This window comes from Paenibacillus tepidiphilus (assembly GCF_008635795.1).
GTDB classification, from domain to species: domain Bacteria; phylum Bacillota; class Bacilli; order Paenibacillales; family Paenibacillaceae; genus Paenibacillus_AQ; species Paenibacillus_AQ tepidiphilus.
On the sequence record NZ_VWRQ01000046.1, the window covers coordinates 1 to 11046 of the forward strand.

Consider the following 11046-nt stretch of genomic DNA (forward strand, 5'->3'; position numbering starts at 1 on the left):
CTTTCTTGGTGGACTTCAACAATCCCGAGAATACCCTACTTTTTTGTTGCCTGACTAGGCCCCAAATCTTGGTACACAACTTATTTTACGCCATCTAAGATGTAGAACAAAACAAGAAGCATTAAAAATAAATGGTCAAATTCAGAGTTTAATGAAAGAGATAGAAAATAAAGAACAATATCTAAATGAATGGATCGAAGAAAATAGAAGCTGATTTATTGAAAGTTGGGTGTGGTTTATGAAATTGCAATGGACAAAAACAAGAGATGTCATTCCAAATCCCCTAAATCCGAGACAAGATCATTCAACACGATCAATAGAAATGCAACGGATTATTAAAGAAAAAGGATGGGAAGCGGGAATAACTTGTTATGCACAGGAAAATAAGTATGTAATTCTCTCTGGTCACCGTCGCTGGTACGCAGCTGTTCAACTAGGAATTCAAGAAATTCCAGTATTGTTAGTTAACGCACCTAAAGATAAAGCTGAAGAAATGGAACGTTTAGGATCTGTGCAAGGTGGAAGGGTGGACTGGACACCTTATGAATGGGCTAAATACACATATGAGATGTGGATAATATGGGGAAAATGTTCTTTTAAAGATCTAGGTAAAAAGATGAGCGTCGATAGTAAGCAGATAGCATCTAGAGTGAAAGTTTTTCAATATTATCCTCATGTGGAAATTGAGGAAAAGTTGGATAGCGGAAAGTATTCAATATCTGCGCTATATCATTTAAAACTTTGGTTAGAAAAGTTAGAAAAAAACAAACCTGAATTAGTTGAATTATTTGATATAAATTTAATTAGAACAACAATGCTCAGGAAAATTGAATTGGGTTTAATAACAGTTGATGATCTTAGGAATGAGCTAGCTATTCAATTATCTAGTGTGGAGCAAATTAAGAAGTTTCTAGTGAATTCAAACTTTCGGTTATCCGATGCAATTAATTTATCGACATTAAATGGTAGGAATAATGGAAATCGGTTTAAAACACATATAGATAAAATAAATAAAGCAGTTCTGAATATCTATCAAATTGATGTTAATGATTCAAACGATGCAAAGGAACTTCTGTTGAGTTTAGAAGGAATAAAGAAAAAGTTAGTAACTAAAAGTACAGAGTTATCAAAACTACTTGACGGGAATTAAATAACGAGTATTAAGAGTAATTGTTGTTATACTACCCATAGTTAATAGATAGGCACATCTGTACATCTCATTTTACTAGGTGACATCAAAACTGTGACTACACTCATAGAAGATTATATTCGCGGTACCTTCGGATAAGGGCAATTCTCCTCTCCTTCATAGTTAATATCAGAAAAGCGACTCTAAGCGGTCGCTTTTTTTGCGTGTTCGTACTCGAATGGGAGACCACTTTGCCTCTAATGCTTAGGCTAATCTGTATCTAAATGCGGTATATTTCTAACTTTTATATCACCCCCACGACGCCCCGTAACCGACTAACTTCTGCCCAGACTGCTTATGTTCTTTTATTCACCACAGGCGGAGAGAATTAGCGTACCCTGCTAAAGAGACTAAAGGATACAGACGAATGACATACAGTGGTCATTAGCACACACGCATGTAGCGTATAAAATACAAAAAACCCAACTCTGCTAACGAAGCGGAGAAGGGTCTTTTCAGGGTATAGACAGCTCTAGCTAACGAAGCGGAGAAGACTATACCCATCTGTATTATTTAAGTATAATCATGATATTATGTATGTGGACGAAAGTCAAGTTACACGTTATCATTTTGGCTATTTGGGATGTGTACAATGATCTATAATATCTATTTTGATGAAGCCAATAAAATTGACCAGCCAGGAAAAGCGAATTCATATTACGGTGCATATGGCGGCAGTGAGCAGACAATGTCAGAAATAAAACAGACGGTACAACGTATATTTGAGGAGCTTGGAACCAAGAGCGAATTGCATTTCAGGGAGTACAATCATGACCAGTACTTGAAAAAATATTTCAAGGCTCTTCATTATATCATCAATCAGGATGTTAATATCAATATTCTGGTCGTTAGTAACACAGAGGCACATAGTATAGCCAGACAACTAAACCTGACAATGATGGAGCTACGGAATCTCTTTTATATAAAAATACCGGAAAGACTGTTCTATGGAGTCACACGGCACTTGCACGGTCAGGTGGATGTTAACATCAAAATTGATCGCAACGATGAATACGATGCCCTTGGACTGCCATCAAAAATCAAAGAGCAGATGAATGCTCATTCAGTATATCGGAGTAAAAGATACAAAATAGCATCCGTTGAGTCGGAAGAGTCTCATGAGTCCATCCCTTTGCAAATCATTGATACATTTATGGGAATTGTGGTATTCCTGATGGAACAAAGCTACACGGTGGACTCAAACACGGCTCTGATTAAGAGTGACTTGGTATATCGCTTTTTATCTGAAGGTGACAATGTAGAACGATTTATGAAACAGATCAAGCTGTATTCATGGAACGGAAATGAGAACTTGTCTGAACTGTCTGTAGGAAATTATGTATCTCAATTTATGGTTTACAAATCTCGTTATGATGTTTCAGAAATATCCAAGCTTCAGGCAGTGATGTTGAAGAACCCTGATTTATCTGCAACGGAATACCGTAAGCTGCTGGAATATCCTAACACGTTGGCACGCATGTTGCTTGGATACAAGGATGAAGTTGAGGGTAGGGGAAGGAATTATTCATTAATGCAGTAGGGTAAGGTGTATTGGATGTTCATTGATACTTAACTCTAATTTCCCGACACACCTATACAAAGCTCCATTATTACCGTGATCTTAGAGATTGTGAATGATCGTTCCCTGCTGTATTCATTTATTCCTCACAAGTCGTTCCTCTGGACTCAGATGAAGCTCATATTTTTGAACAAAGTAATCCTTGACGAAGTTAAAAATGTTACCGCGTTCAAGAGAGCCCAAACGCACTTGACCGTACTTGTTCCAATGATATCGACTATGGAAATTATCGAAATGCACACCTTGATTCTCAACTACTGATGAACGAATAAACCCGAGTGACTCAATTTCGTCCAGTATTATCTTCAAAGCATCTGCGAAGGAGTCTACAGTGTTTTTATTGTTATCTGACTTTATGATCTGGCCATTTTTGTTTTTCGAATACGAATCTCGCCAAATGCCAAAAAGGAAAGGATTCCTTCTTTTCTTGGCCAGTTAACGGGGCCGGCCTTACTTCATTTGCCTGCGGATAATCTCCGCCAGCAGGGGGATGCCCCGCTCCAGCTCGGCGGGGGAAGCATAGGCATAGGACAGGCGCAGGTGCCTGCTGTCACTGCGGTCATACAGATCGCCGGTGTTGAGCAGCAGCCCGGCCTGCAGAGCGGCGGCGAACAGCCGCTGCAGTGACGCTTGCCCGCGCAGGGCAAGCCATACATAGAAGCCGCCGGCGGGGATGCGCCAATCCGCCAGACCGGCCAGATGCGCATCCAGCAGCTGCAGCAGGAGCCTGCGCCGTCCGCGCAGCTGCTCCCGCAGCGTGGCCAGATGCTCGGCGTGGTGGCCGCCCTCCAGCCAGTGCGCCGCCGCCAGCTGGGAGAGGGAGCTGGCTCCGTAATCGGTCTGCATCTTGATGTCGGCGAGCCGCCGCACCACCGGCTCCGGCCCGGCGATCCAGCCGATGCGCAGACCGGGGCTGGTCACCTTCGACAGGGTGCCCAGATGCAGCACCCTGCCGCCTGTATCGAGCGCCTTCAGCGGCGGCGGCGGGGGCGCGTCCAGCCACAGCTCCTGATACGCCCCATCCTCCAGGATGGGCAGCCCGAGCTGTGATGTCACTTCCATCAGCTTCCGGCGCCGCGCGGCATCCATCAGGATGCCGGTGGGGTTATGGAAGCTGGGGATGGTGTAGAGCATGGCGGCGCGGCTGCGCTTCGCCGCGCCTGCCAGCTTGTCCGTCAGCAGCCCGCCCTCATCCATGGGCAGGCCGCTGAACTTCACGCCCGCCGACTGGAAGGCGTGAATGGAGTAGAGGTAAGACGGCTTCTCCAGCAGAATGGTGGAGCCGCGCGGCAGCAGTCCGAGGGCGATGAGCTGCAGGCCCTGCAGCGCCCCGGACGTGATCAGAATCGAGTCCGGCCCGGCCTCGATTCCTTGGGCTTGCAGCTCGCCGCTGAGCGCCCGGCGCAGCCGCAGGCTCCCGAGCGGCTGCTCGTAGGAGAGCGGCGGCAGCGGCTCCGCCGCAAGGCCGCCGAGCACGCTGCGCAGCCGCTCTGCGGGCAGCAGCTCCGGCGCAGGCTCGCCGGTGCCAAGGCGGATCAGACCGGCTGCGAACTCCAGCCGGTTGATCGCTTGAATGCCGGGCAGGTTCGGATAATGGCTGCCCTCCTCTACATACCCGGCCCAGCCGCCGCTCTCGGCGGGGGCCCCGGGTGCAGGAGCGGCGGCGACATAGGTGCCGCCGCCCTTGCGGCCCTCCAGCAGCCCGAGGGCCGACAGCTGCCCCAGCGCAGCGGCGACCGTGCTGCGGTTCACGCCGTAGCGGCGGCACAGCTCGCGCTGCGGCGCAAGGCGCATGCCGGGGGGCCAGGCGCCGCTGCTGATATTGTGCAGGAAGCGGGTGTAGATCTGCTGATACAGCGGCACCGGCGAAGCGGAGTCCGGCATCCAATCGCCGCTCCCGGCGGTGAGACGGGCATTCACATTTTCCTGGGATGGACGCATAGACTCTGACCCCTCTTTTTCCCGAATAGATGGTTGCTTCTAGTATGTCTCAGTGATCTTCTGTTCCACATTATAGCATGCCCGCAAGGGACGCCCCCATTTGGTTGGGTTCCAGTAGCGAATTTGGCTGGTTACTTGGGTGCGGAATCATCGTATGATGGAATCTGTCTTAACGATGAACCGAGAGGGAGTAGCAGAGATGACAGAAGCAATTATTCATGGGTTGGTGCTGGCCTTGGGGCTGATTTTGCCGCTGGGGGTGCAGAATATATTCGTGTTCAACCAGGGGGCGCTGCATTCACAATTTCGCCATGCGCTTCCGGTTGTTCTGACCGCCTCATTATGTGATACACTGCTAATAGGAATGGCTGTCGGCGGTTTGTCTCTGGTTCTCCTGTCGCTGGAATGGTTGACTGCCATTGTGTATGCCGCTGGTGTAGTGTTTCTATGTTATATGGGCTGGAGTATCTGGCATGCGGCCGCTCCGGTGCAAGGGGAAGCCAGACGTTTTACACGTAGAGGACAGGTAGGCTATGCCTTGTCGGTATCCCTGCTGAACCCTCACGCACTGCTGGACACGTTGGGGGTGATCGGTACCAACTCCTTGCAGTATAGCGGATGGGCCCGCTGGGTGTTTGCGGGTGCGGCTGCGGGAGTGTCATGGATATGGTTTCTGGGGCTTGCGGCGGCAGGCAGACTGCTGGGCAGGCTGGATAAGGCGGGCCGATTCATCGGCTGGCTCAACCGGGCTTCGGCCGTGGTGATCTGGGCGATTGCACTGTATATGGCCTTTCAATTATGGAGTTCCTTGTTATAGGTAAGAGGTAAACGGGTTTATTTTCCGTAGATTGTTCAATGAATCTCTATTGACCATTGGAATATTATCACTTACTATTGCATTTATAACTGTAAATTCCTAGTAGATGGGTATTAGGAAGGGTGATTTTCCGTGGAACAAAAAACGATGATTCGGGATCAATTGGCGGCATATTTAGCGGAACAAGGCATGTCCATCAACCAGTTTGCGGTCCGCTCCGGCATTAATTCCGGGACCCTGAGCCGGATTATTACCGGCCAGCAGTCAATTGCGATGAGTCATCTGGAGCTGATTACGGAAGGAATGGGCAAGACGCAGGACTTCTTCTACAGCCTGTATGTGGATGAATGCCTTTATTATTCCGTTCCTACCTGGCGGCGGCTACGGCCCTTCATTATGAGCTGCGCAGCGCTGAACCGGCTGGACTGTATTGAGCAAATTGTGCAGACCCTTCTCGATAACCTGACTTATGCTCCAATGCTGTTCGACACAGCGGAAGAGCTGTTCAAGCTTGGGCAATGGCAGGCGGCGGCGTTATTATATGAGAATGTGAGCGCCAGCGAGAAGTACCAATACTCTGAACGGCTGGCGATTTGCCAGTACCGGCTGTTCAAGATCGCCCTCGGCGAGGACCAGAACAAGAACCTGCGCGCGGCGATTCTGTTCGAGTGTTATGTGTATAAGCTGGATGAGGCGGATCAGCTGGATGCGTTGAAGGATTTGGCGCATGTGTTTTCTTCACTGCATCAGTGGGATAAGGTGGAGGAGATCAGCGAGAATCTCTGTCGTATTGCCACTCTCCAATATGAATTATCCATCCATTCAAACAAAAAACGAGAGACAACCCGTAAATCTTCCAGACCAGTTTATGGATATATATTATATTCTTATCTGTTGCGTTCATTAGTGTTCGATGAAATAGGAGATTATAAAACTGCTCTCTATTATGTCTCGAAATATGCTGACGGAACTTGGATAGAGGACAAATCTGAAGAAGCAGTGCAACTGATAGGTCAATTTAAGGAATGGGCTACGGCGAATTCCCTTCTATATCGATTAATGGCTGGTCAGCGAGAAGTGCTGGATGATTATGTAGCATTTATTTCTACAAAAGAAGAAGAAATCTATCTAGCTATGCTCAGAATATTGCAAGCTGCTAATAAGTATAGTTGGAATGTCGATCATATTTTAAGTCGATTTGAGATTAACACGTCATATCAAGTGCAAACGGGATACTTTGGTAATCACAATCAGCAGATGTCAGCTGACCGACATGCTGGGTTTCTTTTTGAATTAGCTACATATTACTTGTTTCATAATCTTCCTGACGGCATAATGTTCCTATTACAGAGCTTGAAATTTTGTACTAGGATCAACTCTCAGAGTAACATTATTAAGTGCGTTGATATGTTTGAGCAATACCGTTATAGAGCAACCGAAGAAGAAGAAAAACAATATAAATCTTTGATCAATGAGGTGCGGACACAGAATGATAAGAAAAATGTTGTTGTCTTTCCTACTACTATGCAGCATGTTTATCTTAATAATTGATCCAATGAGTTCTGACTATGTAACTAATGAGCAGGAAAATATTAATTTTATTCAGCCGCTCACTCATGGTAGTGGTGGAGGATTTTAGTTTTAATATTTAACTATCAAAAAAATGACTTACGACGCCTAAATGAAGGCGTCTTTTTTATAATAAATTTATATTTATTTAGGATAAGTATGATTATAATAGGTGCTGTGATTTGGGTTAAATTCATTTTTTTACAGTATTGACTAAAATATTGAATAAAGTGATTGTATTTTCAATCAAGTTCATCAATTTAATTTAACTAATCAATTTGAAGAATAACATACATCTTCAAATAATCGTGATAGTCAAAGTTAACAGATGTAATTTGAGAAAGAAGATGAACATTACATGTACCAACGAGTTACAATCCGAGACACAATAACCACCTACATATCCCAAAACAACATCACCATCAACAAGTTCGCCGAGCTATCCGGCATCCACTCCGCCACACTCACCCGCATCATGAAAAGCCAGCAGGCCTTTAATATGGGCCATTTAGATAAGGTTACAGCAACTCTTGGACTTGATAAGGATCATTTCTACGATAGTTATGTTGATGAGTGCCTTCATGTATTTGCACCTACCTGGCGACGTATTCGCCCTTTCATCCAGTGCTGTGCTGAAGCGGGACGCGTGGACTGTATAAGGCGGCTCGTCGAGGGGTTACTGGATGATTTAGCTTATGCACCTATGCTGTTTGAGCTGGCAGAAGAGCTTTTCGATCAGAAGTATTTGCAGGCTGCGGCTGTTTTATATGAAAATGTGGCTTTAAGCGAAAAGCTTCAGCACTCCGAACGGCTAGCGATTTGTAAATTCCGGCTGTTTACGATTTCGGTGGGGGATGACCGGGATGATAACTTAACCTTGGCAGTAGGCTTTGAACCTTATATTGAGCGGTTAAAGGGTATCAATCAAATTGAAGGCATTAAGCAACTTATGAATTTATATTCTGCACTAGAAGACTGGGAGAAAACAGAACAGTTATCTCATGACCTACTGAGGATTGCTTCATTTCAGTATGAAGAGGATTGGCAAACAGGTTGTCCGTACCAAGAGAGGAATTGTCCCGAATATGGTAAGTACATTTATATATTGTATGCGTATCTTATGCAGTCAATGTGCTATGAGGAAAAAGGCGATTATAAATCGGCAATGAAAATGATACCTTTCTATACGAATAGCAGCGGATTACGAGAGACTAACGAAGCCGCCAAGCGGATGATGCAGCTTTTTCAAGAATGGGGTAAAGCCAATACATACCTGTACCGCGTTATGAACGGACAAGAAGAAACAGTAAAGGAGTACGTCAATTATATTTCAGATAAACCAGGAGAAATCTTTATTGCCGTTTCTAAGATAGTAGAGGCAGCTAACCTCTATAACTGGAATATAGATGCTATTCTTGAACGATTTAATGAGTATATTCCTTATCGGAATAATCGTAACCAATTAGATAAGTATAACAAACAGGTCTACGATGGCCAGTATGAAAAATTCCAAAACGAGCTCGCCAAATACTATCTAACGCGCAAGCATATTGAGAGAAGCGATGTCAGCCTAGCAGGAACAGACCTGTCGGCCACCTTTGATCCAGAGCGCAAAGTAATTAAAGGCAAGCTGTCAGTAGAGTTTGAAGTGAAATTTTAGATTAGAAAGCCAGTCAACTAGGCTAAAAAAGGGTGGGTTAGAGTGAACCAGACGGCCGCAATCCGCGACGAGCTTTTTGCATATCTGGACAAAGAAAGCATTACAGTCAACAAGTTCGCCGAAATCACCGGCATCCATTCGGGCACGCTTAACCGCGTGATGAAAGGCGAGCAGGCTTTTGCCATGATCCATCTGGAGAAGGTAACGAAGACGCTGGGGCTGGCGGAAGATCATTTTTATAATAAATATGTAGATGAATGTCTGTATACCTTTGCACCTACTTGGCGGCGCATCCGTCCTTTTATTGAACGTTGTGCAGAGCTGGAGCGGCTAGATTGTATTGAGCGACTGGTGCAAGGCTTGCTGGACGACCTGGCTTATGCACCCATGCTGTTTGAATTGGCGGAAGAATTGTTTGATCAGAAAAAATGGCAGGCAGCAGCGATTTTATATGAGAATGTGGCTTTGAGCGAGAAGTTCCAGCATTCCGAACGGCTGGCGCTGTGTAAGTTTCGGTTGTTTACAATTAATACTGGCGATGATCCCAAACAGAATCTGATACAGGCAGCCTTGTTTGAACCTTATGTGGATCGGCTGGATGAAGGGTATCAGCTCGAGGCTATTAAGAGTTTGTTGAATATTAATGGTGCACTAAATCAATATCATAAAGTAATTGAATTGGCAGATAAGATGCAGAGTATGGCGAAAATTCGTTATAAGCTCCATCACCAGTCTACTAGAAAAGAAGAGGCTGTCTTTACGAATGAGAAGCCGATTTATAAGTATATCTTGTATGCCAATCTTATGATTGCAGGTGCATATGAGATGATGGGCCAATACAAAACTGCCTTGAGTATGGTTCCGACTTATATGGATACCAACTGGATTCGCGAGAATGATGCTGAGGCTGAATTAACCATAAGACAATTTCAAGAATGGGGCATCGCCAATACCTTTCTATACCGGCTTCAGGACGGGCAAATCGAAGTGCTGGATGATTACGTAGAATATGTTGCAACACGTGAGAATGAAATCTTCACCGCACTTTATAAAATTATTGAGACAGCCAACCGCTATCACTGGAACGTCGATCATATTATCGAGCGATTCTCTGATTACATTCCTTACCGGGATTACTACAGTGTATTCACGAAGCGTAATAAACAGATTCAAGACAGCAACTACACCCGCTTCCAAAACGAGCTCGCCAAATACTACCTGACCCGCAAGCACATCGACCTGAGTGAGGTCAGCCTGGCCGGAGCGGATTTGACGGCGACCTTCGATGCGGAGCGCAATGTGATCAAGGGGAAGCTGTCGGTGGAGTTTGAGGTTGAATTTTAGCGGTCCTCCAAATCAAACAAGAAGTAAAGCTGCTCCCTGGATAACTTGCGGTAGGTGTCTATGCTGTTGATCAGCTGGAATTTATAGTGCAGCTCCAGTTCCTCTTCCTCCGAAGCCGTTTCGATCCCTTGTCCCTCTTCTATGTTAAACTGCGGAGAGAAATAACTGAAGGACCCACCCCTGGCTTGCAGTGTCACGTTAAAAGTCTTGGCAGTTCCATCCCGGAGCGTTACCTCGTAGGTTCCTGAGACGGCAATGATATCACCGGAGTAGGAATCGATATGTACATCCTGCAAATTCACTTTCTTTGCCGGCAGCAGACCGGCTTTGAGCAGCTGTTCGTACTCAAGATAGTAGGTATGATCTTTAAGCTGAGCCTTTAAGCGTGACCTGGCATCCTCGTCAATGTACCAAGTCATAAAAGCATATTTGTTAAAAAGATCATCCGCCGATCTTGCCGTAAACAGCTTAGGCCAGTCCGCCTCCAATTTCCCAATCAGCAGCCGGGTATAGCTTTCCGGGATTTGGACCTTTTCCAGAATCTTGAGCTTTCGCTCCAAAGCTGCTGCCGTCTTGGATTGGGCATGGACGACGGTCAGTGAAAGACAGAACATAACGGCCAGAACTCCAACACAGCCAAGGAAGACATATTTTCGGATTTTCATGTAATGCTCTCCTTCTGATTGATAATGATAGGTTAACCAGGCTTGATCACCTAAAGCATACAATCAACATGCCGGAGCAACAATGGCAAATGAGAAAATTTACATTAAAAATATATAATTTTACAAAAAAACAATGAAATAACCATTCAGAATGCTATATAGATTGTACAAATCTCAAGTCAAACCCGGTAGCGTCAAGAAGTTTGTGTAAAAGAGTAAAAGTATTCTTCTGGGACATCGGTGAGATGGTTCTCTTGGTGGGGGAGGCCTCCCCCACCAAGA

Annotated in this window: 8 protein-coding genes; 6 read left to right on the forward strand and 2 right to left on the reverse strand. The window is 45.5% G+C overall.

Features of this window, described 5'->3' with window-relative positions:
* The first annotated feature begins 238 nt into the window (after positions 1-238).
* Positions 239-1150 (forward strand): ParB/RepB/Spo0J family partition protein, encoded by a 912-nt coding sequence (locus tag F1379_RS29225; RefSeq protein WP_150276002.1) that lies wholly within the window; start codon positions 239-241, stop codon positions 1148-1150.
* A gap of 631 nt (positions 1151-1781) precedes the next feature.
* Positions 1782-2729: a DUF3800 domain-containing protein gene (locus tag F1379_RS29230; protein ID WP_150276003.1), complete on the forward strand. Its 948-nt coding sequence runs from the start codon at positions 1782-1784 to the stop codon at positions 2727-2729.
* Between the two features lie 489 nt (positions 2730-3218).
* Here the strand turns inward: F1379_RS29230 and F1379_RS29235 are convergent, their stop codons facing one another.
* Entirely contained in the window at positions 3219-4709 is a 1491-nt protein-coding gene (locus F1379_RS29235; RefSeq protein WP_150276004.1) for an aminotransferase-like domain-containing protein, read from the reverse strand.
* A gap of 199 nt (positions 4710-4908) precedes the next feature.
* On the opposite strand from F1379_RS29235, the gene F1379_RS29240 reads away from it, so the two are divergent.
* From F1379_RS29240 to F1379_RS29255, 4 genes are all read left to right on the forward strand, one after another.
* Entirely contained in the window at positions 4909-5526 is a 618-nt protein-coding gene (locus F1379_RS29240; RefSeq protein ID WP_150276005.1) for a LysE/ArgO family amino acid transporter, read from the forward strand.
* A gap of 132 nt (positions 5527-5658) precedes the next feature.
* A complete protein-coding gene (locus F1379_RS29245; protein WP_239004858.1) occupies positions 5659-7077 on the forward strand; it encodes a helix-turn-helix domain-containing protein in 1419 nt (472 codons plus the stop codon).
* Between the two features lie 376 nt (positions 7078-7453).
* Entirely contained in the window at positions 7454-8755 is a 1302-nt protein-coding gene (locus F1379_RS29250) for a transcriptional regulator (protein ID WP_150276006.1), read from the forward strand.
* Positions 8756-8797: 42 nt separating this feature from the next.
* Positions 8798-10099, forward strand: a complete 1302-nt coding sequence (locus F1379_RS29255) for a transcriptional regulator (protein ID WP_150276007.1) — start codon at positions 8798-8800, stop codon at positions 10097-10099.
* Here the strand turns inward: F1379_RS29255 and F1379_RS29260 are convergent.
* On the reverse strand, positions 10096-10764 hold the full coding sequence (locus F1379_RS29260; RefSeq protein WP_150276008.1) for a hypothetical protein: 669 nt from the start codon (positions 10762-10764) through the stop codon (positions 10096-10098). The genes F1379_RS29255 and F1379_RS29260 overlap by 4 nt on opposite strands.
* Positions 10765-11046 lie beyond the last annotated feature (282 nt).